Origin of the sequence: Algoriphagus sp. AGSA1, assembly GCF_021390545.1 — a bacterium.
GTDB lineage: Bacteria > Bacteroidota > Bacteroidia > Cytophagales > Cyclobacteriaceae > Algoriphagus.
In genome coordinates, this window is the sequence record NZ_JAJUWR010000021.1 from 66638 (window position 1) to 92591 (window position 25954).

Below are 25954 nucleotides of genomic sequence, written 5' to 3' on the forward strand. Positions count from 1 at the left end.
AGTATTGTTTCAAAAATCGAAAGGAGGCTGTCTCATAGCTCATAATTGTTACATTGAGCGAAGTCGAAATGGGCTTAATTAGCTTATAAAAGGCTTCGACTTCGCTCAGCCTGACAAGAAAACCTACTTATGAGACAGCCTTCTTAGGTTCTTTTGCATTGGATGCAGGTTTGCTATATTCATTACAGCATATGGTTTTTACAAACTTGTTTTCCCGTTAGCTACCTCGCTTGCCAGAATCAGGGCATTATATAGGTTTGCGATTTTTCCGGATTTGGAGATTTCTGAAAGAGACTTTACGGTTCCATCCACATCCACTGTTATGCTGGGAGAAATCCCTGATTCCATGATGATTTTCTTTACTTGGGCGGCGCTTAAACCAGGAAAATAGGACCTGATCATCGCAGCTACGCCGGCCACCGCTGGAGCTGCCATAGAGGTGCCTCCCTGGAATTCATATGAATCACCTGGCATAGTAGAATAGATTTTGTCTCCAGGGGCAAAGATATCTACGCTCTTTTGGCCATAGTTGGAAAACACAGCGATCATATTAGGCCCATAAGCTGAGGTCAGTGCCCCTACAGTCAGGTAGTTGCTGGCTATTTCTTGGGATTGATCGTTCGGGAAATTATGATTTTCCGAAGAGTCAAGATTATTTCCATCATTTCCTGCGGCATGGACAAATAGTACATCCTTGGCAGCCGCATAGCTTAGGGCATCATATACCCATTCTGAGTTGGGAGAAAAACCTTTTCCAAAACTGGCATTGATCACTTTGGCGCCGTTGTCAGCCGCATACCGTATGGCCAGAGCTATGTCTTTGTCATATTCATCCCCATTGGGGACTGCCCGGATGGCCATGATTTTCACATTTTTTGCCACTCCATTTACCCCTTTCTTATTGTTCCGGGTGGCAGCGATGATGCCTGTTACATGTGAGCCATGACTTTCGCCTTGATCTCGAAACATAGGGTTCCCGTTCCCATAGCCAGTATCAGACACGTCATAAGGGTCGTCCCCCACCGGGGTTCTTCCGTTGAAGTCCACATTTAGATTATAATTAAGCTGTGCTTCATAGTACTCAATCCCATTTTGCAAGTCTTTTATAGCATCTGGAATATCCTGTCCCATCGCCGCGACTTGCATAAGCATTCCTACCACCCCTTCTTCCTGCGCATTTTTGGGAGTGTAGTTTTCTAAGTCTTCGAGGGAATACACTTCCTTGCCCAGTGCCTCTTGTATATTTCGGTTAGCCATGCTGACCAACTGTTCGATTTGCTTGATCTGAGGCAAGGTAGCCTGAGCCTCGCCAAGCTTTTCGTCCAATTGCGACTTAGCTGATAGCTGATAAGCATCATCTCCGATTTTCAACCTCAGTATCCTGGCCATTTCCAGTTGCTCATTGTAGGATTCACCGAGAAAGTTATAGCCATGTATGTCATCCACATAGCCGTTTCCGTCGTCATCTATCCCGTTCCCCGGCTTTTCACCTGGATTGGTCCAGAGAATATCCTTGATGTCCTCATGATCCAGATCAATACCTGAGTCAATCACCGCTACGATCACCTGCTCGCCTTTTTTCTTTTTCAAAAGTTCGGTGTAAGCACGATCCACGCTCATCCCGGGAATGGTGTCTTTATGTAGATCTAGATGCCCCCAGTGTCTGGATTGCTGATCGGTGAGTTCGGCTACTTTGGGACTGGTATTGGTATAACTGATGGGTGGTGCTGTCAATACTAATGAGGAATTACATCCCATCACGAGCAGGCCTATGCCTAGTCCTGCCAAAATTTGGATCTTGCTTTTAATCATAGTTAAAAGTAACGCCCGCACTTCAAAAAGTGTGGATTTTTACCTGTTAAAAATGGTGAAGTGATATCGGATTTACATGAATGGCTAAGGCGAATAATCTAAAGAATACTGTCTATATACTATAGTTGCTACTCAATATCCTAAGGGAGTCTTGATGAAAGTGTGGGCTGTTATGCAGTTATTATTTTGTCATAGACCTGGGAATTATCAAGCACACTCTTTGTCGTCTGGGCTCCTGAGATAGTTTAGGGGGCAATTATTTCCCTATCAACTTCTCCAGTCTGTTCATCATTTCATCTTTCTCCTTGAGCATGCGCTCATATAAGGCGATTTTTTCTTCGTGGAGTTGAATGATTTTCTCAGCTGGGTGAAAATTGATTGTTCCTTTATTGAAAGCATTGTCAAATGCGTGATCACCGAATGAATTTGATATAAAATTCACTGCCTGTTCCTCGTCAAAATTCTGGAATGCTTCTACGGGAAGCTTGAGTACTTCAGCGATCTGTGAAAGCAGACTTGCTTCGATTTCTTCTTTTTGCTCTAGCAAGGAGATTTTCTTTTGGTTCCAATCCTCCCCAAGCTCATAGGCCAAAGCTTCCTGCTTGATTCCCAGCATTTCCCTGAAGCGTTTGACATTACGGCCTTGATGGATTTGTTTGGATGGGGAGTCGGTCATGATTTACTTCTTTTTAGTACTATTTGGGAAGTCCTGCCCTGCAGGCAAGAACAGGCTGAGATTGATTGCTGTCTTAATTCAAATTTAAACCTTTCCGGCATTAGATGCAGGAATGGAGATTCATTTTCCTAGGTAAAATAGGGATTTGGCAGGGATAATTTATGCGATTACCTAAAAAACCGGACAAGCTCTGTCGGAAGATACTTTAAAGTAGGATGATGGATGTGGATTGCAGAAGGAATCACAATCATCTGAATTTCCCAAGAAAAAGTACTCGACGAGCTATATTTTGGTGGGCTGTTGCATAGGGAGAAGATTATGGGGAGGTAGTATGCTTTCTATGAACCTTTAAAATAGGAATTGCAAATTCAAGGGGATATAAAGCATGGTTACAATCTATCCTGAGATGGAGATAAAGTCGGTTGTTGCAAACTCTTAAAAGCATTGCTTAGAAAAAAGATCTGCATTAAATTTGGGTTTTTGATTTTGTTACTAATGATGAAGTTTTTATAAAAATATAGAAAGACTAGCCAGCTGGTCGGGAGTGTTTCCAGTAAATATTTTTTGCAAGCAGATTTTAATTTATAAGTATTTTGGCCTTTCTATTGGCTGATGATACTTTTGAAATCCAATCAACATGTAATGCGTCTTTTCTTATCATTACAAATTAATGGCATCAAATTATTAATGCTGCCGATATATAGTAAGTATACTTATTTCAGCTACGGTGAATTTGAAATTTCACCCTTTTCTCTGATACCACCGAAAACTCACATACCCAAAACCTACCAATCCCCAGAAAATAGCCATTAAAGTCAGGTTGTAAATGCTCATGGCTACCATGGCTATCACAGCTATTCCTAGAGCGATGGCTGGAAAATAAGGGTATAGCGGCACTCGAAAAGGCCTCTCTAAATCTGCGTGATTTTTCCTTAAAGCAAAGAATGCAATCATAGAGACAATGTAAAGTGTCAAGGCTCCAAAGCATGCAATGGTAATGATTTCCCCGGTTTTACCAGTCAGCAATGCCAAAATCCCAATTCCCATGTTTACGATTAAGGCATTTACCGGAGTCTTGGTTTTCGCATTTACTTTCCCCACAAAAGGTGTGACATATCGCTCTCTTCCCAGTTCCAAGGTGGATCGCCCTGCAGCCAAGATGATTCCATGAAAGGAGGCCACCAGCCCAAAAAGACCAACCGTAATCAATAGATGATATAGGATATTGCTTTCGCCTACGATCCTGGCCAAAGCCAGCGGAAGGGGAGAATCTGAGGGCTCCACGCTTCCCGGAGGATAGACGATAGCCTCCCAACCTGCAACTCCAATAGAAGAAGTGAAGGTCAGCAGACATAAAATCACCAGGGTCAGAATCGCCGAACCGAACCCTATCAGAATATTGCGCTGCGGGTTTTTGGCTTCTTCTGCCACATTTGCCACGCCTTCTATTGCCAAGAAAAACCAGATCGCAAAAGGGATAGCGGCGAAAGCTCCTCCCCATCCATTTGGAAGAGCATTGTGGGTCAGGTTTTCAAATTTGAATTCGGTAAAGCTGACTCCGGAAAAAAGCAGCAATTCTGCCACAGCGATAATGGTAATGACCAGTTCGAAGTAGGCGGCAAACTTCACCCCGGAGATATTGATTGCCGTGAAAATCAAATAGGCTGTTATCGCGATAGTGGTAATATTGATATCCGGGAAAAAGACATTGAAATAGGCACCTATTGCAGCAGCTATGGCCGGTGGAGCGAATATAAATTCTATGCTCTGAGCCATTCCAGCCAGAAATCCCCAGTTTTTACCTAATCCCAACCGTGCATAATCAAAGGCTCCTCCGGCTTTGGGAATGGCGCAGGCCATCTCTGTATAGCTGAAGGTGAAAGTGACATACATGATGATGATAAAAAGGGTGGCAACAGCCAGGCCAAGGGTTCCTCCTTCGGCCAAACCGAGGTTCCAGCCGAAGTACATTCCAGAGATGACATAACCCACGCCCAGCCCCCAAAGCATAAATGGCCCCAGCGTGCGTTTTAATTCAGTTTTTTCCTGATTCATTTTTTAGGAGATGATGGTCAAAAGTATCCTTCAAGAGGACACCGGAAAGTTTCAATCTCAGTGCTTCTGAGCATAAGAAAGCGAGTTTTTCCGCCGCATACGCATAGGGCAAACCGCCGGTTCGGATATTGGAAATGCAGTTTCGTTTTTCGTCTGTATTTCCTGCTTTTGGGTTGTATGTCAAATAAATCCCCATGCTATAGGGGGAACTCAAACCGGGTCTTTCCCCGATCAGGATAATGGAAATTTTACTGGAAAATAGTTCTCCTATTTCATCGCTGATGGCTACTCTTCCTTGCTTTACAATGGAAATAGGAGCCAGGGAATGGCGGTTGATTCTAGGTAAGAACTCCTGTAAAAAAGGAATCGCATGCAGGGGAATAGCATTGGCACTAAGTCCATCTGCCAGAATGATGGAAATAGCTGTCGCTTCGGATTTTGAGCTTTTGATGAGAGTGATAGACTCTTTACTCAACTTTCTGCCCAAATCGGGTCTTTTGATATAAGTTTCCCGATTTTCTGCCTGACTTGTCAGAGTGATGCTGGGAAGTTTTAAATCCTGGATTGCAGATTCAAGGGAATTAGTATCCAAACTGGCCCAAACGGCATCTTTTGCCAAGGCGTGATCTTTTCGGAATTGAAGCAATTCCTGGGTTTTGAGGCTTCCGCCCGTTCTTCCCAAGGCAATTCGGGCATCGGTAAAGTCTTTTAGCTTTTCCCAAGGGTTGGACACATCGCTCATAGGTTCAACAATTTATTCCCTTTGACCTCGAGAACTTTACCTGAAGCATCCGTCAGATTCATTTTGAGCAGCCATTCCTCAAATTCCGGTGCTCTTTTCAGTCCCAAGACCTGTCTAATGTAGAGTTGATCGTGAAAGGAAGTACTTTGGTAATTCAGCATCACATCATCCGCACCGGGGATTCCCATGATAAAATTGCATCCGGCTACGCCCAGCAGGGTCAGCAGATTATCCATATCATCCTGATCAGCGTCAATATGATTGGTATAGCAGATATCACAACCCATAGGCAAACCCATCAGCTTGCCACAAAAATGATCTTCCAATCCCGCCCGGATCACTTGTTTGCCATCGTAGAGATATTCCGGCCCAATAAAACCGACCACAGTATTGACGAGTAGTGGATTGAATTTTCTGGCGACAGCATAAGCGCGAACTTCGCAGGTTTGCTGATCCACACCATGGTTGGCATTGGCAGAATGCGCACTTCCCTGACCAGTTTCGAAATACATAAAATTATCTCCAATACTGCCTCTGTTCAATTCCTTCCCGGCCTGATGGGCTTCTTCCAAAGTTTCCAGATTAAAACCGAAGCTTGAGTTTGTCGCTTCCGTGCCTCCAATGGACTGAAAAACCAGATCTACCGGGGCTTTTCTTTCCATCAATTGCATAGTGGTCGTCACATGGGAGAGGATGCAGGTTTGGGTAGGAATATCGTATTGGAGCCGGAGTTTTTCCAACATTTCCAGCAAGCGAAGGGTAGTCTCTTCTGAATCTGAAACCGGATTGATCCCGATCACCGCATCGCCTACTCCGTAAAGTAACCCATCGATGGTGCTGGCCATGATTCCCTTGGCATCATCAGTGGCATGGTTGGGCTGGAGACGGGTAGAAAAATGACCTTTCAGGCCTAAGGTATTTCTGAATTTGGTGATGACTCTGATTTTAGATGCAGCAAGGATCAAGTCTTGATTTGCCATGATTTTGCTGACGGCCGCTACCATTTCCGGGGTTAGTCCTGAGGATATTTGAGCTATTTTGAATCCGTCAGTTTCGTATGCTAAAAGCCAATCCCGAAATCCTCCGACAGTCAGATGAGAAATGGACTGAAATGATTTAGCATCGTGAGATTCAAGTATTAGACGCGAAATGGCATCTATTTCAGAAGGGATGATTTCTTCGCTGAGAAATTGTTTTAAAGGGATATCTGCAAGCACCAGTTTTGCAGCGATTCTTTCCTGTTCATTTTTGGCCGCCAAATCAGCCATTTGATCCCCTGATTTTTCGGGAGAAGCCTTTGCCAAGACGGTTTTGAGGTCATCAAAGGTATAGTTGAAATTGCCGACGGTGTGCTGATAAACCATCTAATTAAAGTGGGGATTTATTGGGGGATATGCAATATGGAGCAGAATATTTTATGGAATTAGTAATATCGAAGGAAGAATCTTCAAATTACTCAAGAGGAAGATTTGGCTGATTGGATCAGGTTTTTATAATGAAGGGCTTTACGGAAATCAGGTTTCAGTTCTAACGCTTTTTCTAAACAAGTCAATGCTTCTTCGAATGATGAAATGCTACAAAGAACAACTGCTTTTTCTGTCAGTATTTTATAATCTTTTGGGTAGATCTGAAGGATGAAGTTGAATTGCTCCATGCATTTGTTTACCTCTCCAGATGCGAGGAAATTTAAACCTAAAAATTGTCGATATTCTTTGTTGTCCGGCATCAGTGCCAAAGCTGTTTTGAATGCTTTTTCGGCCAACCCATGATTACGAAGTTCATATTCACATTTGCCAATTAGAAACCAGTGTTCTGGATTGTCCCTGTTTTCCATCTGAGAAAGATATTCAAGAGCAATCTCAAATTCCTGAGCCAACATATATGTTTTGGCCAGTTCTAATAGGAATTCCGGTACAGCCTTTAGTTTGATAGCTTGTTTCCAAAAACGAATAGCCTCAGGATATTTTTTTTGGTGAGTTGCCAGTTTGGCAAGGCTGATATAGGCGCTCGTATAATTCGGGTTTAAGTTGATTGCTTTCTGGTAATAGTTTTCAGCTTTTGCTAAATCTCCTTTCATAGCATAGCTATTCCCAGTATTTAGATAGTAAACTGGTTTTTTTTCGATTTTAACAGCCTGATTAAAATATTGAATAGCCGTTTCAAAGTCTTGCTTTTGATGGTAAAGAAGTCCCAGATTGTTAAGGGATGTTGCATTTTTCGGGTTCTTTTCGAGAGCCTTATGATAACTTTCTTTCGCTTTTTCCAGCTCTCCGTTCATAAAGAATTGGACAGCTTGGTTATTAAAGTCTTTAGATTGATCCGTATCCATTTTTTCAGAAAATTTCGTCTTTTATATCCCTTGCTAAGCCTACTGCCATATTGACCACATCCAGATCGGGATAAATCACCTCTAGGTCATCAAAGGATAAAGCAAAAGGCTCACCCTCTTGGTAATGGATAGGGAACACTATTCCAAATTGTATATCTGGACCCCATTCGTAAGATGCCAGATTGTGTCGCCAAGTTTCCGAAACCGAGAGAAAGCCTACACCGAGGCTTGCCCTTGCAAAGGCATTTATCCCGAAAACGAACTTAGGATTGACAGTAATCCTACCACTTGCGTCTATAGTCAGGCCTGTTTGTGGGCTCCAGTTGACATCTACAGAAGCCAAAGCTTGACCTTCTAAGCCTAGAGAACCTTCGAGTTCTATACCTCCAGTTAAACTTGCAATTCCGGCGCTTACTCCCAAGCTCAGGTCTCCTCTTAAAGTTAGTCCTGCGTCCGCCGGAATTACAAATTCACCATGACCATTCAGCGTTGTTTCTTCTTCATGGGCAGGGTTGTAGGTAATTTCTGCCGACATATTTTGTAAAGCTCCCGGACCAAAACCAGCAGTGAAATCAAGGCCTCCCCCTATTTGGGCTACTAGCCCAATACTTCTAGGCCCTAGTGGAATTGCAAATATTGGGATTTCGATTGTTGGAACACGGAATAGATTTCTATTGATTTCTCTTCTGCCGAAAACTTCGTATTCATCAGAAGAAAGTCTGGCTGTCACCTCCAATTCACCATTTGGAAGGAATTGTACTTCCGCAGTGGCTGCCAGCCATGGGGTTATTTGAAGGGTTAGACTTCCTCCACCAAAAATCAGTATTTCGTCAGTAGGATCACCTGTTGGTTGACCTTCTTCACCGATTGACCTATTGGTGGCGGTTACATTTATTCTACCGGAGAGCATGCCGCGGCTGTATGCTGCATCACCTTCTATTGTCAATGCCCCATCCTCGTAGGTCACAGTTAGGGTTGAATTGATTCCAGGGATATCCGGTTGGGCTGTGCCTGAAACAAATACATGATACTCTTCTTCTCCGTTTTGTTTGGAGACTCTTGCTTCTACGCTACCTCCTGAAATGCCCGGAACCTCACTGCTGAGGTTAAAACTACCACCAATGGAGAAGCCATTTTCGCCGTATTCGATAGACATTCTGCCTTCTTCAATGCCCGGAATATCCAATTCAGCTACCCCTTCAGCCGAGAATAAGTTCTCGCTATAAGTGGCAGTGATTGTTGCACTTTTGACCCCCCTGATTTTACCTTCTGGAATTCCGATAGTACCGCCTATGGTCCAGATTTGATTTTTATATTCTACCCTGATTTCTGCTGGATCGAAAAGCTCTGAATCAAAATTAAATGCTCCTTCCAGCTCGAATCCTCCAGCTGTAGATGCTGCCGCACCAATATGACCTTCGCCGACGCCTTGGATTCCGAAGTTGACAAGGCCTTCTATGCCAAGACCTCTCCTACTACTTGCAAAAAGCGTAAGACTTGATTGTCTCAGCTCAAAAGGAGAGGGAAATGAAAAATCTGTACCCAAAAAGGTTTTCGAAATCTGAATATCACCGTTTTCAAAAAGTAAGTCCAGTTCAGTATTTTGAATGAATGGGATTGAAGGAAGTACTTTTCCTACAATTCTTACTCCTCCTTCTTCATACTCTATGGAATTTATTTCTATTGGACTAAACTGTCTAGCAGCAATATTTCCAGCACTTATTATCGAATTTCTAGCAGCAGCTTCCCCTTCTACATTGTCCACATATCCGGCAAATTGTGCTCCGGGGAGTTTTTTTATTTCAACGGTTCCGCCCGTGGCCCGAATTAGAGGGTTTTCACTGGGGAATTCTAATACAAAGTGGCCAAGAACTTCACTAGTTGGATCATTATAGAATGTCTTACTTGTAATTACCCAAGGCCTAAACCAATTGCGTTCATTTCTATTAGGGGAATTCGTCCTACCATTCCAACTGAAAACCTTGCCTACTTGGTAGTATCTTCTAGGGAAAACCAACATTTGCCCCTCGGATCCAAGCTCACTCATGTTGACTGGAATAATATGCTCTAGATGATCTCCTTGCTCTATTTGCGATCTGATCCAATATTTGTCAGTTCCCACCCTCCTTGGACCTCCTCCAGCACTAAAATCATTAAAAATTAGATCATATTTATTTTTAATTTGTCTGATTTTATCCTCATCTCTGGATGCCTCAGATATTCGAGGTATAGAAGCTTCTATCATTGCCAGAGAATCTTGTTGTCGCAAAGATTGACGGATTTTAGATTCTACGGACTCCCTTATAACTTCCCCGGAATTAACATTTGAATTGGGCTCAAGTAGTTCTAGATTATCAATTTGGTTAACCGAAGTGTCTTCAGGGTAACCTGAGATTTGCATTTCTACAATATGATCAACTTGAAAGTGCTTCGGAGACCTTCCTCTAATGTCCCATTTAGGGATAATTGCTTCTCTAACTACATTTTCTAAAGTTCCGGTTAGAAAGGTGTTGTCTGAATTTCTAACCTTATAAGCATAGATGGTGTGGCTTCCAGACCGAGAAGTTTCCACAGCATTTGCCTGATTGTGTTTTTCCAAAAGAATTCTTCTGATCTCCGTGGAATCTAATTCTCTCCTCCAAATATCCCTTTGGTTTACTCCAACTCGACTCCCTGAATAGTTTTTCTTTCTTCTTAACCTGTGTTGTTGGTAAAGCACTTCTCTTCCCCCAGTTGTTTTAAATGCGGTAACTGGAATACTGGAGTACGTTATAGTATGATTTGTATTGTTTACTAAACCGGTTGAAAGTTGTCCTGGAGAACTTGGGGTTGGAGCAGCCTCAACTTCCCCTTCCATTTGCACAACAGGCGTTCTTTTCACTTCAGCCCCTCCCTGCTGCACCGTATGCGTCAATTCATGTGCAAGGAGATGCTTGCCTTCCGCAGTTTCCGGCTGGTATTTTCCTTGGTTGAAATACACATCGCTGCCATGCGTAAAGGCCTGTGCTCCCATGGCGCTGCTCATCTGCGCCGCATTGGCGTCTGAATGAATTCTCACGCCACTGAAATCCGCACCGATTTTACTGCCCATTTCGGATTGAACTGGCGCAGGAAGGTTTTGGCCGCCACCTTTGGAACTTGAAATCTGCGCAGAAATAGAGGGTGAGGCTGTCATGCTGCCATCTGGGGAGAGTTGAATGCTTTCTTCCTCCTCTTTGGATCGTTGTAAGATGTTTGAATTTTTAGGAAAAAGCTGAACCGTTTCTTCTTCCTCTTCCATGGCACTCAGCTGCAGGAAAGACCCACTGGCAGAAATAGGCATCATCTGAAGAGACTCCTCCTCTTCTTCGGGTTGCATCTGAAAAGAATCCGAACTGCCGGGATTCATGGCTAAAGCGGGTTCGGATTGGGTCGGTGCCATTGTCACATGATTGGCGACCGATTCGGCTTCCCGCTCATATTTATCTCCGGGTCTGCCGATTTTTAAGCTTGGCTGAATGCTAAGCGATGCCGGGCCATTATGAAATGACGAAGGCAAAGGCTTACGTTCAGCTGCTGCGCTCATTATTTTTTGGTTTCGGTTTTCATAGGAGAGGCGGCTGCCAAAGGTGTCATGGGCTCCTGTTCCTCTTCCACAGGGCTCATTTTCACTTCAGGCTTTTTCTCTTCTTTTTCTTCCAAGAGGATGACCTCCTCTTTCTCAGGCTCCTGGTCGGCTTTTTTTCTGACTTTCTTCCTCATAATGTTCTCCCCATTTTGTGATATTCTCTTCTGATTCCTTCGCGTACATCTCCCAGCATGACCTGGTTGCTTCCTTTGTCCAGAGCTTTGAGCAAACTGTGCTGGATCACCTGCACTATCGAGCCGCCGGACAGCTCATAGCTTTTAGCCAATTCCTGAAAATTAATCCGCTTGTCCAGCTCGACTTTTTCCGGAAATCCTTTCTGCCATAGTTTTTTCCGCTCCTCGGGTTGTGGCATCGGGAAAAATACTGACGCCTGAAAACGCCTCATAAATGCCTCGTCCATGTTGCTTTTGAGGTTGGTGGCCAAAATCACCAAACCATCATACTCTTCGATACGCTGCAGCAAATAGGAAACTTCCTGGTTTGCGTAGCGGTCGTGGGAATCGGAAACCGATGTTCTCTTCCCGAAAAGCGCATCTGCCTCATCAAAAAATAGAATCCAGCCTTTGCGCTCTGCCCTGTCAAAAATTTTTGACAGGTTCTTTTCGGTTTCCCCTATATACTTGGACACTATTCTGGACAGATCAATTCTGTAAACATCCAGTCCTAGCTTTTTGCCTAATAGGGTGGTGGTTAGCGTCTTTCCGGTGCCCGGTGGGCCATAAAACAAAGCTTTGAAACCAGGTTTTAGCTTCTTGTTCATTCCCCAAGACTGGAGCAACTGGTCTTTGTGCTTCAGCCAAATTTCTATCTCCCTTAGTTCCTCTTCGGTATGTGGATTGAGCACCAAATCTTCCCATTCCATTTCAGTTTGGAGAAGTTGGGCTGGGAAATTAGCACTGAAATCAGGTTTGCGAACAGTTCCGCTGGTGATTTCCTGGAGCGTATCCCGGTTGATAATCAAGGTGCCGTTCAGATAGGGCTCATCGATATCGGTATCACTGAGTTGAAGGTGACCTTCTTTAAAAAGCCTGGAATTCTTATCGAATAGGTTCAAATACTGAAATCTCTTTTCCAGATTGCTTCCGGCAAGTATGAAAAGCACTGTCTCGCCCGTGGGGATAAAACCATTATGGTTTTTGCCTTTCCGTCCACCAAATTCTGTGAAAATCTGCTGTGTCAGCTGGTTTTTCCCCATAAACATATCCAGCATCTGGGGCTTGATGTGTGGGACAGCTGACAAAATCAAAAGAAATCGCTCGGCTGTCGTAAGGTTTAATTTTTTAGTAAAGAGTGCATAAGCTCCATAAGGTTCCATGAATTCTGGAGCAGGAAGTTCCAGTACATCCCGTACTTGGTTTCCGGGCTTAGCATTCATAGCCGATCGTGCTTTCAAAATACTTTGAAGCCAATCCAACTCCTGCTGTATGGTGCTTGCATTATGTTTTGTTGCCATTACCATTCCACTGATATTGTTTCTTCCATCCAGGGCAATTTGATGATGCCTATACTCCATGGAAGTCTGTCCAGAAGTATGTCAAAAGCCATTCGCTGAATGTGTAGTTGATAGCCTTTATGCACTTTTTTTAGAATCCCTTCTCTGGCGAAAAACCCTTCGGATACCATCTTTCCTGATTTGCTTTTTAAGGCCGTCCACTGAGTGGCCATGCTTTCCAAAAGAAGGTTTGTTTCGTTGAGGATTTTTGGGTCTAGCTCTCCCGTGAAGTCAATAGTTTCCGCAGTTTCCAAACCGCATAAAATTTTATTCAGAAGCAAGTCCTGCTCTTCCCATTCCAATTGCTCGGGCATCATGGACTGGAGAACGATAGCAGCAGTGGATTTTGCAGAATCTGAAACGAATTTTCCGTTTTTCACAAATCCTAGATTTGTGAAAAATCTGGGTAAAAATGCCGCGGTCAACACTAGTCCAGCATTGTGGATAACTTTTTTTTCATCCTCTTTAAAATTGAGGTGTTTTAATGCGGATTTATCTTGATTTTCCTGGTTGATGAGAAGGTTTTCGGTTGTGAATAAGTTTTTTTTGTCCGAAGTTATCTGCACTATTGATGCATAGACTTTATCCCAAAAATCTCCCCATTCAGTTTCAAAAAGGATTTTTCTTTGTTTATAAATTTTTTGAAGTTCCCGCTGAAAACTTTGTTTTTCTTCTTTTGTATAGCTTGATCGCTGCTGAAATGTTATCCACATTAACTTGATTAAAAAGTCAGCAAAAAGTGCTTCTTTTTTGGAGATTGTATCTGACAAAAGTCTAAATCCTTTAGTTAGGAAGGATTTGAATTCACCATCCTTGCCATAGCCAGCAAACAAAAAATATGCTACTAGTCTTTTTTGGATTTCTGCTTTAGTGATGGACTTAGTTTTAGCGTAAACCAAAAGAATTTGGGATATGGATGAGAGGTTTGGTTCAGCACCAAAATCAACTTTTAATTTCCCTAGAACTAAATCCTTATTCTTTTGTAGGATCAACTGGGCGATTCTTTTAGAAGTGGCCCAGGAAATGGGATTTTTAGCTAACCAAGTCTTTAGCCGATCTGGATTTTGATCTAAAATCCTGTGGAAGATTTGAGCTACCGAGAATCCAATTTTGGAACTTGCAAACCAAGGCAGCGTTCCTTTTTGCAGAAAGTAAATCAACACTTCCCAATCAGATTCCAGAGACTCTTTTCCGTTCTTTTGTGCTGGGCCTGGGTCTTTGATTTTATCTGTGTTCAGGTAGGTTTGCTCCACATAGATTTTTCTCAGTTGCTCTTCCAGCGTATTTCGTAATCGCTGTTGCATCAGATCCACAGGTAGGTCCTTTGGGATTCTGCCTAGATCCAAGTCTAGTTTTTCAATGCGGATGGGACTTCTCACTTGATCATATTCATCCATCACTTGCTCCATGACAGGTATCAGATGTTGGTAATAGATTTCCTGAAGGCTTTTTTGCCCAGCAAGAGCAGCTGTTTTGTTCCCAAATTCAGCAGCTAAAATCTGTGTATGGATCAAGTGACTGCCCATTATTTGCCCAGTAGTTTGTCGATCAATTTCGCTTTGGTGTCAGAAGTGGCTACTTCTATTGACTTCTCTTCCGAGATTTTGAGCAGCGTGTCTTTTTTAAAGATTTCCAGATCTTTTCTGCTGATGGAAGAATCAGTGGTGGAGGCTTTGAAAGTTTCTACCAATAGGTTTTTATCAGCGCCAGGGAGATAGGCTACTTTCTTTGCATCCAGGTATTTTCTCAATTCTGCCTCTGGTAGTTTTGCTGCATCGACTGTGATGGATTCCCTTCTTCTTGCACCGCAATTATAGGCTTGAAATTCTTCTATATAATTGGCATACTCTTCAGGACTTAGATTGGAGGTATCTACCCCAACACTTTCCAAAATCATTTTTAGAAATCCTGGATTATTTGCCAAGGATTCACGAAGCTCAGTGGATGTAAACCCAGCAGTGGGCCGTATGCTTTCCAAGAGATCATTTATTACATCCGGTAAATTTCCAGATGAATTGCTCAGTCGTCGATCCTTAGCGATCATGCGGATAAAGCCTTCATCCCAAGTGGAAATAATCGCAGTAGAATAGCATTCTCTAGCTGGAATGGCACTAGGTGCCATCGTGATGTTGACCACCTCTTGGCTACAAACCTTTATTTCCTGATTTTCAAATCCTTTCTGTTCAAATAGCAATGTTTGATTTGGTGAAGGAAACTGAATTTCATAAGTACCATTATCACTGGTGTAAGTGTCTATTTCAGTGTCCTTGATGGAAACTCTAACTTGATACATAGACGAACCATCTACAGTGGTAACTCTACCCCTTACACCCATAGAAGTACAATCCGGAGTGATTATGCCACCACAATTCTTGGCCTGATGATCCAAAATTGTCTGCTCGGATTGCTCCCAACTTAGATCCGTATTAGGAAGCCCAAGACATTCTAGGAGTTTCAACCGGGACTCATTTTCTTCCAAAACCCCGGATCGTAATTCCTCAAGTGTAAAGCCATTCGTTTTTCTGAGACTCTTTAGCAACTGATCAAAAGGATCTGTTTGGGACTCCTTATCGTATTTTATATGCCTATCATCAAGTGTTTGCCTTACGAATTCTAATCCCCAGCATTTCAAGACATCTAGAGAATAGCATCCCTGTTCGCCTCGAACCCAGATAGTCACTTTTCCCTGATCGCTCTCCTGGTTTTCCTTGTCTCTCAAAATGTATTGGAAGGAATCAATTCCAGTGAAGCCGGATGCTGAGGTATATCTGAAACTGTTGCTTTCCGGATCTTTTTCCACTTTGCCATTTTGTACCGAGCTTTCACTCACTTGGATCACTTCATAGTCACGTCCATTGGTCAAGAAATCATTGAGTGTGATATCAATTCTGGTGGTTTTCTCTGTAAAGGCAATTGCGTAATCCGGTCTTGCAAATGGAGGCAAAACAACGCTGTTTTCACCACAAGGATCTATGCAAGGCGTGCATTCGCAGCAATAATAAGGGAGGCTGAAGTCACCTATAATCCGCTTTTTCTTGGGATCATGAAGTAGGAAAAATGTTCCGTTTTTGTACACTCCGGCTTCATGTGTCAAGCCATTGTGTTTTTTCAGATAATTGGCAAACTGATTGGCCTGGATCAGGACTTTTATTCTGGATTGATAACTGAGGTAAACTCGCTGAAGTTTGGCAAAGAAAAGAAGATCCAAAATCTGATAAAGGAAAGGGGAAATCCTAGCCAGAATCCCGTTGATAAATTCAAGTTCCTTCTCATTCCCATCCTTCACTTTTATTTCCTGAAGAAGCTTTTGCTCAATGAATACAAAATCTATCAATAGCTGCAAGAGTTGTTTGTATGCAGTTTGGAAAGCAAGCCAATTGAGGTCTTTTAGACATTCTGGAAGTGCCTTCGCCATAGACAATAGCATTTCTACTGTCTCGGAAGCTTTGATATAGAATTCGTCATCGGTGAAATCATCCTCCCCTCCCTCTTGTTTTGCGTATTCAGTCACATAATCAAAAAGATCCTTTAGATCCTGAATGAACCCGGCGACAATCCTTCGTTGGTAAGCATATTCTTCCTGTAAGTCATTCCAGCCGCAATCCTCCAGATAGTCAGTTTCCTCACTTTCTCCCAAGTGAAGGACTTCCACATGTATAGGTAAATTGAACTGGAGGACCAGTTTTTTGATCTGGTTCACCGCTGCGTCCAATTCTTTGCTTAGATGTCCCTCGATTCTTAGAAAAGGATATTCCTCAATGTCATAGAACAAGGGCGTTTCCAAAGTAGATTTCGCTTCAGTTACTTCCTCATCTGGCTGATTGTCGTAAGACTGAATACCGGCTCTATAGGTACTGTGCAGTTGGGAATTTCCTGGATCCACCCAGTTTTCTTCCAATGAAAACCAATTGGAAACGGAGCTTTTCGACTTGATTTCGTAATAATAGGGGATGGCCCGGTCAGCTAATTTCCCAAGCTTTTCTCCTGATGGTGTGATTTTGATAGGGAATTTTTCGCTTTCTCCTTTTTTGAAAATCCCTGTTTCCAGCTTTTCAATCAGCATAATCATTCTGCGATGGCGCTGAATACAGGTTTCTGCTAATAATTTCTGGAGATTGTAAATCGGCGGCTGCACAAAGCCATGTCTGTATTTCAGGAACTGTGCTTGGGTTTCTGAACTGGTTATAGCCCTTCCCAACATCAGGTGAAGCGGAAAAAGGGAGCTATCGGTGACACAATTGTACCAAAGCTCCATAGCCGATTTTCTAAACTCGCTGTAGGCTTTGACCAGTTCTTTAGCAAAATCCCAGAGGTATTGGATGCCTTGAATATCATCTGGGCTTGCCTCGGTCATAGCCGTGATTTCAGCGATTTTATTCTGGATAGCAGCTGATTCAAGAGGATTTCCGAAGCTGTAGCTTTTGTTCAAAATCGGCTCAAAAAGCTTGTAAGAAAGATTCACGGCCTCAAAAAATTCCTTGCTGAGGGTTAAGGCGATGTATTTTTGGTAGTGCTTGACAAAAGCGCCAAATTCATTTGCCTCCGGATTTCCCGGATAGAAAAGCGGTTTTTGGACAGAGAATTCCGGCAAATCCAAAACATTTGGAAAGGGGGATTTGACATTGGAGGATTCTGTCAGAATCTTGTCGAGATCAGCTCCGCTTACTACCAATCGCCTAAGTGTCAAAAGCCGGTCCTGACCACGATCATCACAGGCATTTCCGAGACAGGATTTGAGGTCTTTGTCAAAAATCTCTATAAAAATCAGTACATATTTATCATTGAGAAAATTGGCAGGATTAGTCAGTTTTTTAACGTCAGTACTGTCTGTAGGAATTTCGGGAAGTAGTTCAAAAAGAGTCGCTTCGTAGTCTTCGTTTTTGAAAGGCTTGTAATCTACCCCTTCAGGTAGGGAATAGGGTCTGTAATGCGTGGCTTTGAAGTTACCTGCTTGGATCAAAAACCCCTCAGAAGTAATCCCCAAACCTTTGGTGATCTGCAATCCCTGCGGATAGGGTTGCACCTGCATGCCGCAGACGATTCCCATACCGATAAGCTTCGATCGGGTGAGCCTTCCCTGCTGATCTAAATAGGCTGCGAGTTGGTTGAGCTGGGTGCTGGTGAGCACTTGGCTTCCTTCAAAAATCGGATAAGTTGAAATGATCTGGCTCATAATCGTAGTTTTTAAAATTCTCCCAATGATGAAGAGTTGAGAATAATGGAGTTTTCCAAGTTGTCATCCTCGTCGCAATCGTGTAGTGTGCCGACAGGATAGACATTTCGGATTTGTGCCAAGGCTTCAATCAGCCCTGTAAGTGATTCTGAGAGCTTTTTCGGCTCTTTCTTGACCTTTAGCGATTCCAATAGCCATATTTTCCAGGCCAGTTCCAGCGCTTTCATATGCTTTGGGTGAATCCAGCAAATCGTCAAAAAGACATGTGCCGGAGTTTCCCGCTTGATTTTTTTCTCAAGAAACCTTCTGAAGTCGGTGCTGGTAAACCTTCCTGCCCAATAGGGTAGAATCACGTGTGCCATGCAGGTATAAGGATCCTCCAAGGTGCAGACGCATTCATCTTCCGAATGTGGATCCAGCAAGCGATCCTCTATCGTTTCAGTTACCAGACCACCCATTCCATCCGGAACTTTGAATTTTCCCTTCATCTTCGGACGAAGCAGGATGTGCTCTATCAGATGCGTGCCTTCATGGCTGAAAAATTCCCTGACGAAAAACTGCTGAACTTTCTGAACAGCGATTTTTTCTGCTCCTCCTGCTATTCGGAATTGATCTCCGGACACCGAGAGCACTTCAAATTGTCGGGTCAAAATCACCATTCCGCCAGGTTGTTCTTCCGTGTTTTCTGGATCTTCGATCAGATCTTTTCTTGGTTCGGATTTGGTCACCAAAACGGTGTTTCCGTCAAATTCCTTTACTTCATGAATGGTGTAGTAAATCAGGTGTTCGGTTTCTCCCAAAAGAAATTGAACCTCAAAATCATCGAAATTTTCAAATAGGGAAGCATGAAGACCCGCTAGGATAATTTCATGCTTTGGTAGATCGAGTCCGATTATTTCAAAAGCTCTTTCGAAGTGAATTTGATCGCCTTTTTGTGGGAATGGGGCAGCTTTTAGGTCTATAAAGGGTCCCTTCGCACTTGCTTCAGAAATAGTCATTTCCAGTGGATCGAACCCACCCTGAACCAGCCAGGCATCACCCCAATCTCCGTTTTGTATGGCCGTGGCCAAAGGAATATTGAAATCAGCATCAAAGCTTTTTGCCAAAACACCACCCCGGATGGGATCCGTCAAGGAGAATTTATAAGGCGAACCATAAGGAGCTGGATCAGGAACATAAGCTCCATCAATCACTCCAGCGGTGCAAATCTGCCAAATGAGTTCTTCCAAATGCTCTTCTGCCAGTTCCTGAAGTTCCGTTTCCGAAGGATCTCCAGAAACTTCTACCTCCTGGCTCCCCTCCAAAAGTTGATTTCCCTGACCAAATGGCGCATCAAAAAGGGTATATTCAAGCAAATATTTTGGAGGTTCCGGAGCTAAACTGATAGTGATATTCGCCTGCCAAAACGCATCTAAAGCCAGACTTAAATTTTTTCGGTTGGCCAAGGGATTGTTTAAAAATTCATTCCTCAGAATAGCCCAAAGCTCGGTTAAAGCCACTTCGGCATCTCCACCAGGAGTATCGTCCCCAAAATCTACTTTGGTGCTTTTTCCGACTAAGTTGCCTTCCCAAAGCAATTCGAAATAGAAGCCGGCATCACCTAAGCTGATCTGGAAATTCTCTGGATTTGAACCCAAAAGCAAGACAGTTTCCAATGCTTCTAAAGCTTTTTCTTGAGTTTGGAAATCTGCCGATAGCTCAAATACCAAGGTGTTCAACTCATTTTTGACCTCAACTTTCCAACTTTCTCCAACTTCTGAGATTTCAAAAGCAGGGGAGAATCGGAGCCAAGAAACTGGTTTCTTTCTGATTCCCATCAGTCCTTGGATCCGGTTTTCCAGTCCAGACAGATTCTCCTGATGCCAAAAGCTGTCGGCGATTTTATAATCGAAACCCTTGCCTCGTTCAGAAGAAATTTTAGGATAGTTATTGAGAAAAGCCAGTTTATCTTCAATCAGTCTAGTCTGTCCTTCGGTAGGATTCAGACGTAAAGCCAAAAGCCCATAATCTGTAAACTGCTCCGCAAATCTCCCAAGCAAATGATCCAAAAATCGGTTTCTCCTGACGTAAAAATCTTCCTTGCTTTCTGTGATTTCAGCTATAGAATCTTTCAGGCCGATCAGATCTTTCCAAAGCGGATTCCCATCCGGAACCAAGCCTTCAAGACTTTTGGAGAAATAGGTGGCATCTATCAGTGGATTTCCGAAGGCATCTTTTTCCTCATTGATGGAAAATAGATGACGGACATTTGCCAGCTGACTGAGGTAATTTACCAATAGCTGTTCAAACACCATCAGGAAGGCTTTCAGCTGTTTTACCTGGGCTGAATCTGGTCTTCCTTGGGATTTGGGAAGCATTCCTGCCTCAGTGATTCCATAGACCAGAGGAAAATCATTCTGGACTGATTCATAATCATCAGGATCCTTGAAGCTTCCCCTTGGCAAATCAAAATCCAGTGTTGGATAATAGATTTTTTGTTTGCGTTCAGAAGCTCTGTACTCAATTAAAAGATCCTCTACCTTTTCCCGATTAGCCCGGAAAGGGAGCTCTTCTTTGTAATAAGTGATTTTTGAAAGTTCGGTATTAAGCCTTGGTACATAAAACTTATCCACAGCCAATTCCAAGCACCAACGAACGCTTTTCGAGGCGATTGCACCCGATTCATTGTCCTGTGGTTTGTTGGCAATTTGTATACTTTTCACTGCCTCCACTCCATCAATATCCATGATAATGTGGATAAGATCAGTGACGTGAATGCTGGATTTTCTATCGGCTTTCGCCAGATCTTCCTCATCTATGAATCCATGTTTCAGCAGTGGGCCTTCAAAAAGCTCCTCGGTCGGAATACACTGCGTTTCTTCCCAATTTCCCAGATACACCTGATCATCGTCCATCAAAACAGGAGATGGGAAGTTTGGCGTGAGGAGAATTTCGCAAAGGGCAGCGTTCTTTGGGTCAGTCTTGAGCTCTAAGATTTCATACATACCCACATTACCACCCGAGCCGATAATACTGACTTTGGACTTAATCTTCGGGTAAGCTTCTTTTGGAATTTCTATCCAGATTTTGGCTGGGTTTTGTTGGATTTTTGAGATGGGCAAAGCTTCATCCTTGCAGCGATTCAGCATTTCCTCCAAGTCATAAAAATTAACCTGAGGCGAAAGAAATTCACTGATCGCCTGGAAAATCAAGGCCTCGGTTTCATTGATCGGCGCATTTGGAGAAAGCTCAATATCTGCGCAAACGAGTATCTCCTCCACTCGCAGGGCATGGAAATTCACAAAGTCCTCGCATAGGTTTCTATGGGCATGCAAACTCGCCTTTGCAGCATCAAGGATTTGGTTGATTTTGGCAACTTTGGCCAGATAAAGCGTCAAAATGCCTTCTGGACTGGAGTAAACAAATTGGTTTACCTGATTAGAAAGTGCCCCCAATCCATCCAAAGGATCTAGTCCTTCTGCTACCAGTTTTGTCCCTTTGATCTCGATCAGATTACTGGGACTCAGATCAAAATCCATGAAAATATCATCAGGGACATTCTGGAATTGTATTTCTATGGCATGGATGCTTTTACGGATCGAAACAGGATCAGCCCAATCGACTTCTGGAGAGTCCCATCTTGGAAATTCCACTTGGATATCGATCACTACGCCAGCTATATCAGGGTGCTCATCCACCTCGATCTCCATGCTGAGTTTGTTTTCATTGAGATCGCCAAGGTTTTCGGTCGTATCAAATTCCAGTAAAACATCATAGAGAATGCCTAGCTTCAAGGCTTCTTCTGCGCTAGGATAAGGTTTATATGCTAGTTTTTTCTCCTTTCTATCAGGGAAAATCTTAATCTCATTGGAGTCACGGATGATGAGCCAGGCGTTTTTAATCCCTGCTTGAGGACAAATTAAATCTTCTTCGTCTACCACTTCCACATCCATCAGGAGCTTGCGGTAATCATTAATCGTGACCGGAGTGCTGGGAAGAATCTGTGAAGCTTTGAAAAATTGATTGCTCAGACTCCCGCTTTCATCCGCCAAAAGATCCTGAACAGGAAAGTTGCTTCTATATCCTAAGTCGGTGATGGCATAGCAAAGCACTTCCAAAATGGTGATTCCCGGGTCATGGCTGTTGTAATCCGTCCAGATTTTACCGGAAATCCGTTGGATATAGCTGATGGCTTCTGAGCGTAACAGCTCATAATCCATGCTTTTTTGGATGGGTTTAGCTTTCGATATGGTGATTGATTTTTCCATTGTCATAATCAAAATTCTTCATCCAAATCCTCTTCCACCACTGAGGCGATGCTCGGAGCGGGTTTGATTTCATTGTCTTCACACAAACAATCTTCGGTTTCCAAAACTTCAATCAAATGATCTCCATAGCTTCCCAATGTCCCCACAGAACCCAGTACTGAAACGCCACGGCTGCCTTTTGCTGCTTCTACCCGAGTGCGGGAAAGGAGTTCTCCAGAAACCGGGTTAATCACCAAATGATACAATTCAAAGCAGGTCAGGTAATCCACATAATCGAGTTTTTCCACAAAATGAAGGACTACAGAACTATGCAGCGATTCGCTGAAAGTCCAGTTGAAATCAGCTTCAAATGCCCATGGGGAAAGAAATGCCTTGAGGTCGTCTTCCAACTTTCTGGCGAAAAAATTCTTATCGGCCCAGGAATGAAATTTCACTTTGGTTTTCACCTGAATTTCTTCGAAAACAGGATTGACCACATGTAGGTTAACAGCCGGGGGGTAAATGGCCGTGATGAAATTCCGGATTGCTTCAATCTGTGCCACACTTGCTTTCGGTCTCAATGGATCCACCGCGTTTTTGTTCTGCACATTGGAAATGATCAGCAGCGTCACATTTCTTGGTGCCAAAGCTTTGTATTTGGTCAGGTCGCCATCGTAGGAAGTATGGTTTAGACACTTGACTTGGTAAACTTCCGGGAACTGCTCCAAAACCAAATGCTCGTAATCCCACAGGGTGATCGCCCGTTGCTTGTGACGAAGCCTTTCGCTGATCCTTTGATAAAAATCTTCTGAGGATTCCTCTGTTTTCCCTCCAAAAGAGGAAAAAGGCTGTTGGATTTTATTGATGGCGCTATTGCCGATTTTCAGTTTGGAAATAGTTTCCGCTGGAATAGATTTAGCAATGCGGAGAGGATCGTTTTCATTTGACCCGTAGTCGGCTTTCACTGCCTGTGCCAAAACCGCAATAAAATCAGGAATGGCATCTGAGTCGGAACTTACCGAGGCTTTGATCCAAGTCAGGGAATCCAGAAGAATGGTATGGGAAGTATCGGCGGCTCTAGGCATGGCAAATGCCAAAAGCCCACTTTGGATCAAGCCATCTGTCTCATCTGTCAGTAATGAATATTGATCGAATTCCTTCCATTGATTACCTGTCAAATAGCTCCATTTGACATTTGGGACGGGTTTTTCAGGATTTGCCGTGCCGTCAAGAACCTGAATCAGAAGCTGGATGTTCTGGGCTTTTTGATGATCGCTCAAGCCTATCATCAACTCTCCCTCATTCTCGTATTCTGCCAAAAGTGGAATGATGTTTTTACCTTCGATTTTCGCTTCACCAAATGCTCCAATGTGGAAAAACCCTTCCAGTTCGTTTCCGGGAATGTCCAAGGTTTCTTCTGAACTGTAATCCAGACTGATAGACTGAAGCTCTGGAGTGTAGGGTTCTTTGGGAAGATTTCCTCCCCCATCCGGAACCAATGCCTCTTTGGCGAAAATCAAGGGATGATCCTTGTGTCCGAAATCCGGGGAATTAAGTTTCAGGCGTATAAATCCCCGGTTGCGGGCAGGCGACCATTCGCTGAGTTCTTCAAGTTTTGGACTGGCTTTTACCCCTGTCCACAGGGAAGTTGCCAGAGAAATTGTCTTGCTTGGGTTTAGTAAAGCATCATTATTCCCTGTAAACAATGTTTTGCTAGGACTGATAGACTTCCATTCTTTTTTCTCCAAAAAATCCACAGTTGCACTAAAGCTTTGGTTTTTTCTTTCCGGTGATTCCCCATAGGCACTATAATGGTCAGAAAAGCCCTTTGGGTCTTCTGGAAGACCATGCCACTGAAGATTTAGATCGACAGATTTGGGACTTTTGCCAAAGACTTCCTTGCTGCCAATGTAAAAGTTGGATCCTTTTACAGGTCTGAATCCAAATGGTTTGATGTTTTTCCCAATGGGTAAAATGCTTTGGTCATTTTGGAGAACAAGATTTTCTACCCCTTCTATTTCTATCGTAAACGAGGCTTTTTTTATTAGACAATCCTTCAAAATCTCATATCCATAACTTTGGGTGGTATTGGCCAGATTTACCTTCATCACTGGTGAGGTCGTCCAGAATTTTTGCATCAAGACTTCTTCTGAATAGTTGGTCACGGCGGGATCCTCAGGTAAAAGCTGGCAATTTAGTGTCAATTCTATCCCGTCAGAACCATTTTTAAGCAGGTGTTTTGTCTGTCTAAACGTATATTCCAAATCGTGATATTTGTCTTCGCCTATGCCCCGGACTGCCTTGACTTGGGCTACAGAAGTGAATTTCCCTCCAGTCAGGGAATTTCTTCTGCTCAGTATGTTTTTTGCGGTAATTTCTCCTATATCATAGCCTTTGAATGGTCGGTGATCTCCTTTCTCTGGATCATCCAGAACCGGCCCTACCATTGGTTCTATTCCTGCTATATCATCCCATGTTGAGGCTTTGTTTAAGAAGTCCAGGATTTTACCTTCCACGTCATCTTCCTCATTTTCCCAGCCTATGGTAGCCGGAATCCATTGCTCCTTGCCACTAAACCAGATTTCAAAAGTATCGTCCAGAAAGAGTAGTTTAAGCTTGTCGAGCAAACCTTCAGCAGGCTCTATTGTAAGTTTTAATGCTACTTTTCTGCTGCCTTCACCCATCAAAAGAATGGGAGATGCCACCGCAAACCCAATGGTGGCTAATTCCCGATCTTGGTGCGGAAATAATTGTGTAGGGCGACCGAAACTTCTCCATTGTTTTTCTTCACTCAGCAGCTCTCCGCCGCTTCCATCTGTTGAATTAGCAATAGTTGATCTGTAAAATCTGCCGTTTTGATCCTTATAAAGTGCCAAAAGAGAGGTCACTTCGGCTTTATTAAGAACGTTCTGGTTTTCTGTGTTGAAAAGTATTTCTTTCCCTAAATCATCTTTCCCTGCTTTAAAAGCAGTATTGGCAGGTAATATATGTGATTGGATATGCTTTGCCAGCTTCAGAATCAGATAGACCTGATCTTCCAATGCTGGCTTTTCTTTCAGCCTAAGCACATCTCTATAGTAAAAATCAAGATGTCTTTGAGTAAGCGTATTGATGTCTTCCTGGGCAAAGCTGAAAAGTTTCAAAAATGCCAGAAACAAGGCAAAGTGAGGATTTGTCAACTGGTTTTCATCGATTTTCTGATCAAAGAAACCACTCCAGTCTTCCCCAGTCCAAGCATTGGAAGAGTTGATGAATTTTAACTCACTTGCTATTTTGACTGCAAAATCCTGCAAATCCTCCATCTTCCTTTCGTCCACGCGCACGTATTCCGGTAGCAGGCTTTTCAAAAGTCGCTGTGCCCGGCTGCTGCCGTTTCCTGGGAGGGTGAGATCGTTGCAGTCTTTACTCATAATTTCAGATCAGTTGCTTCGATAAAGAGGTATGGATAAACTAGGTTTCTCCGGTTGTTGGTGGCGATAATAAGGTAGCTGACTACAACCTCAATTCGCCCTTCATTGTAATTAGGCCTCAAATCGATGTCCTCAGTTTTCACTCTTGGCTCATGATATAGAATAGCCTGTTTGATCCGGTTGGCGATCATATTGGCAGTGGTCACATTTAGTGATTCAAAGAGTAAATCTTCCATGTTTGCACCATAGTCTGGTCGCATGACACGCTCGCCCAAAGTCGTATTGAGTAAAATGACCAAGCTTTGCTGGATATCTTCCTCGTTTTCCGCAAGTCGTACTTGTTGGCTTTCCAGACTAAAACTTACCGGAAAAGCCCACCCTCTGCCCAAAAATGATTTTTCTTCTTCCATG

General features: G+C 43.2%; 14 protein-coding genes. All 14 read right to left on the bottom strand.

The features are described 5' to 3' along the window. Positions 1-198 precede the first annotated feature (198 nt). The 14 genes from LZF95_RS16975 to LZF95_RS17040 all read right to left on the bottom strand — a co-directional run bounded on the left by LZF95_RS16975 (position 199) and on the right by LZF95_RS17040 (position 25953). Positions 199-1812 carry a S8 family peptidase gene (locus tag LZF95_RS16975; RefSeq protein WP_233756218.1) on the bottom strand — a complete coding sequence of 538 codons (1614 nt, stop codon included), beginning with the start codon at positions 1810-1812 and terminating at the stop codon, positions 199-201. Between the two features lie 256 nt (positions 1813-2068). Further along, positions 2069-2488, bottom strand: coding sequence for a helix-turn-helix transcriptional regulator (locus LZF95_RS16980; RefSeq protein ID WP_233756219.1), 420 nt, complete (start codon positions 2486-2488; stop codon positions 2069-2071). Between the two features lie 741 nt (positions 2489-3229). Next, on the bottom strand, positions 3230-4543 hold the full coding sequence (gene eat, locus LZF95_RS16985) for an ethanolamine permease (RefSeq protein ID WP_233756220.1): 1314 nt from the start codon (positions 4541-4543) through the stop codon (positions 3230-3232). Beyond that, on the bottom strand, positions 4524-5285 hold the full coding sequence (gene eutC, locus LZF95_RS16990) for an ethanolamine ammonia-lyase subunit EutC (protein ID WP_233756221.1): 762 nt from the start codon (positions 5283-5285) through the stop codon (positions 4524-4526). Before eutC ends, eat begins: the two co-directional genes overlap by 20 nt. Beyond that, the gene (locus LZF95_RS16995) at positions 5282-6649 is read right to left on the bottom strand and encodes an ethanolamine ammonia-lyase subunit EutB (RefSeq protein ID WP_233756222.1); all 1368 of its coding nucleotides are present in this window, start codon (positions 6647-6649) and stop codon (positions 5282-5284) included. The genes eutC and LZF95_RS16995 overlap by 4 nt, the downstream gene beginning before the upstream one ends. A gap of 92 nt (positions 6650-6741) precedes the next feature. Then, entirely contained in the window at positions 6742-7614 is an 873-nt protein-coding gene (locus tag LZF95_RS17000) for a lipopolysaccharide assembly protein LapB (protein ID WP_233756223.1), read from the bottom strand. 4 nt (positions 7615-7618) lie between these two features. Then, a complete protein-coding gene (locus tag LZF95_RS17005) occupies positions 7619-11179 on the bottom strand; it encodes a DUF4157 domain-containing protein (RefSeq protein ID WP_233756224.1) in 3561 nt (1186 codons plus the stop codon). After that, complete coding sequence (locus tag LZF95_RS17010; protein ID WP_233756225.1) at positions 11179-11355, bottom strand: hypothetical protein; 177 nt, start codon at positions 11353-11355, stop codon at positions 11179-11181. Before LZF95_RS17010 ends, LZF95_RS17005 begins: the two co-directional genes overlap by 1 nt. Further along, a complete protein-coding gene (locus LZF95_RS17015; RefSeq protein ID WP_233756226.1) occupies positions 11352-12695 on the bottom strand; it encodes an ATP-binding protein in 1344 nt (447 codons plus the stop codon). The genes LZF95_RS17010 and LZF95_RS17015 overlap by 4 nt, the downstream gene beginning before the upstream one ends. Next, entirely contained in the window at positions 12695-14260 is a 1566-nt protein-coding gene (locus tag LZF95_RS17020) for a contractile injection system tape measure protein (RefSeq protein WP_233756227.1), read from the bottom strand. Before LZF95_RS17020 ends, LZF95_RS17015 begins: the two co-directional genes overlap by 1 nt. Next, entirely contained in the window at positions 14260-17907 is a 3648-nt protein-coding gene (locus LZF95_RS17025) for a carboxypeptidase-like regulatory domain-containing protein (protein ID WP_233756228.1), read from the bottom strand. Before LZF95_RS17025 ends, LZF95_RS17020 begins: the two co-directional genes overlap by 1 nt. An 11-nt stretch (positions 17908-17918) precedes the next feature. Then, positions 17919-22154: a hypothetical protein gene (locus tag LZF95_RS17030; RefSeq protein WP_233756229.1), complete on the bottom strand. Its 4236-nt coding sequence runs from the start codon at positions 22152-22154 to the stop codon at positions 17919-17921. A gap of 8 nt (positions 22155-22162) precedes the next feature. Continuing rightward, on the bottom strand, positions 22163-25543 hold the full coding sequence (locus LZF95_RS17035) for a baseplate J/gp47 family protein (RefSeq protein ID WP_233756230.1): 3381 nt from the start codon (positions 25541-25543) through the stop codon (positions 22163-22165). Further along, positions 25540-25953: a GPW/gp25 family protein gene (locus LZF95_RS17040; protein ID WP_233756231.1), complete on the bottom strand. Its 414-nt coding sequence runs from the start codon at positions 25951-25953 to the stop codon at positions 25540-25542. The genes LZF95_RS17035 and LZF95_RS17040 overlap by 4 nt, the downstream gene beginning before the upstream one ends. Position 25954 lies beyond the last annotated feature (1 nt).

What these genes read in the sequence shown, in the direction of transcription:
- LZF95_RS17040 (WP_233756231.1), bottom strand. Translation starts at nt 25,953, where the DNA reads ATGGAAGAAGAAAAATCATTTTTGGGCAGAGGGTGGGCTTTTCCGGTA.
- LZF95_RS16980 (WP_233756219.1), bottom strand. Translation starts at nt 2,488, where the DNA reads ATGACCGACTCCCCATCCAAACAAATCCATCAAGGCCGTAATGTCAAA.
- LZF95_RS16995 (WP_233756222.1), bottom strand. Translation starts at nt 6,649, where the DNA reads ATGGTTTATCAGCACACCGTCGGCAATTTCAACTATACCTTTGATGAC.
- eat (WP_233756220.1), bottom strand. Translation starts at nt 4,543, where the DNA reads ATGAATCAGGAAAAAACTGAATTAAAACGCACGCTGGGGCCATTTATG.
- LZF95_RS17000 (WP_233756223.1), bottom strand. Translation starts at nt 7,614, where the DNA reads ATGGATACGGATCAATCTAAAGACTTTAATAACCAAGCTGTCCAATTC.
- LZF95_RS17010 (WP_233756225.1), bottom strand. Translation starts at nt 11,355, where the DNA reads ATGAGGAAGAAAGTCAGAAAAAAAGCCGACCAGGAGCCTGAGAAAGAG.
- LZF95_RS17030 (WP_233756229.1), bottom strand. Translation starts at nt 22,154, where the DNA reads ATGGAAAAATCAATCACCATATCGAAAGCTAAACCCATCCAAAAAAGC.
- LZF95_RS16975 (WP_233756218.1), bottom strand. Translation starts at nt 1,812, where the DNA reads ATGATTAAAAGCAAGATCCAAATTTTGGCAGGACTAGGCATAGGCCTG.
- LZF95_RS17035 (WP_233756230.1), bottom strand. Translation starts at nt 25,543, where the DNA reads ATGAGTAAAGACTGCAACGATCTCACCCTCCCAGGAAACGGCAGCAGC.
- LZF95_RS17025 (WP_233756228.1), bottom strand. Translation starts at nt 17,907, where the DNA reads ATGAGCCAGATCATTTCAACTTATCCGATTTTTGAAGGAAGCCAAGTG.
- eutC (WP_233756221.1), bottom strand. Translation starts at nt 5,285, where the DNA reads ATGAGCGATGTGTCCAACCCTTGGGAAAAGCTAAAAGACTTTACCGAT.
- LZF95_RS17015 (WP_233756226.1), bottom strand. Translation starts at nt 12,695, where the DNA reads ATGGCAACAAAACATAATGCAAGCACCATACAGCAGGAGTTGGATTGG.
- LZF95_RS17020 (WP_233756227.1), bottom strand. Translation starts at nt 14,260, where the DNA reads ATGGGCAGTCACTTGATCCATACACAGATTTTAGCTGCTGAATTTGGG.
- LZF95_RS17005 (WP_233756224.1), bottom strand. Translation starts at nt 11,179, where the DNA reads ATGAGCGCAGCAGCTGAACGTAAGCCTTTGCCTTCGTCATTTCATAAT.